Raw genomic sequence first — 1,631 nt, forward strand, 5'->3', positions numbered from 1 at the left:
AGGAAGAGCAACGCGTACGGAGTATTGGATGTTTACATTATTTGCTTATATCTTTACGCTTGTTCTATACGCCTTGGTTTTTATTGATTCAATTGCTCTACTTGTATCTATTTTAATATTGCTCTATGGAGTAGCAATGATTCTGCCTTCACTTGCTGTTACTGTTCGCCGGCTGCATGATACAGGAAGAAGCGGCTGGTGGTATTTAATTAACTTTGTTCCAGTTATCGGAGGCATTTGACTGCTCATCTTATTTTGTCAAAGAAGCGAAGTAACAGCCAATATTTACGATACAGACACGCAGGCATCTTAACCAGAGTAGTTTATTAGTTTAAAAGTTAATAAACTAATAGACAAATCATTTTTGGCTAAAGAAAACTCCTGTTAAAAAGGAGTTTTCTTTTTTTTATTTTCCCACACGCTGCTGGGAAGTTCTTTTCGAAGAACAGGTGCAATATCATCTGCAAAGCGCTCTAGCTGTTCGCGCTGTTCTGCTTCGCTTAGACCGTCTACGCTGATGCTCAGCACTTCGTTTCCATAGGCATGGTGATAGTCTATTATTTTTTCAATGATTTGCTCAGGGCTTCCTACTAAAGCAGGACCATGTTGAACGATATCTTCTAGTGACGTGAACGGCGATTGATTATGTTTGGCTGCTTCTGTATTGCTAAAGGCGTTATAATACGGGCGATAGCGGCGAATCGCTTCTTCCGCTGTATTAGAAATATAGAGGCTGCTCGCCCCCGAACCGACGATGGCCTTGTGTGGGTCATGGCCATAATAAGCCAAACGTTCGCGGTAGTGGTCAATCAGCGCTTTATATTTAGCCTGAGGATGGAAGGAATTAGATGAAAATAGCGGCTCTCCGTATTTAGCCGCCAGTTCTGTAGACAGCGGACTTGACGCGCTTCCATGCCAAACAGGAATAGAAGTCTGCAACGGTCGTGGCTGAGTTGTAACGTTAGTTAAAGGCGGACGATACCGGCCGCTCCACGTGACATTTTCTTCTGTCCAAAGCTGTTTCAAAAGAGCGTATCTTTCAGCAAGAGACTCCCATTGTTCTTCTTCTGTAATGCCAAAAAGCGGATAATGACGCGGGTCATTGCCTTTTCCGATAATCAGTTCAAGGCGTCCACCCGACAGGTGATCAAGCGTTGCATAATCTTCAGCTACTCGTACAGGGTCTAAAATGCTTAGAACGGTAACAGTCGTAAGGAGACGGATGTGTGACGTTTTAGCCGCAATTGCACTTAAAACAACGGGAGGAGAAGAAKACAAAAAAGGAGCTCCGTGTCTTTCACCGACTCCGTAAGCATCAAAACCTAACTTTTCTGCCAGCACTGCTTGATTTAACACATGCTGAAACTTTTCTTGAGCAGTGAATGTTTCTCCAGTAACCGGGTTCGGGATGTTTTGAATAAGACTAAATAAAGCAAATTTCATACGCTTTACCTCCAAAAGATAAAATGGTGGACGACAATAAAAAAAGCAAACGTACACGCATTATCGTGTCCATTTGCCTCCAGTTGACTGGTAGATATGGAGTTTTATTGTTTTATTAGTTGTATCTTAAGCGGTARATACCAAGCTGTCAAGATAATCTTTTTCTAAAAACCTACTTGATTTATCGG

General features: G+C 42.2%; 1 protein-coding gene and 1 pseudogene. One reads left to right on the plus strand and one right to left on the minus strand.

Translation table 11 applies throughout. The features are described from left to right. Positions 1 to 238 (plus strand): annotated as a pseudogene (locus AC1DRF_RS26810) (DUF805 domain-containing protein); the annotation flags it as partial. Between the two features lie 146 nt (positions 239 to 384). On the opposite strand, the gene AC1DRF_RS26815 reads toward AC1DRF_RS26810, so the two are convergent. Next, complete coding sequence (locus AC1DRF_RS26815; RefSeq protein WP_477742168.1) at positions 385 to 1,443, minus strand: LLM class flavin-dependent oxidoreductase; 1,059 nt, start codon at positions 1,441 to 1,443, stop codon at positions 385 to 387. Positions 1,444 to 1,631: the final 188 nt, after the last annotated feature.

This window comes from Priestia sp. P5_B4, from assembly GCF_056400385.1.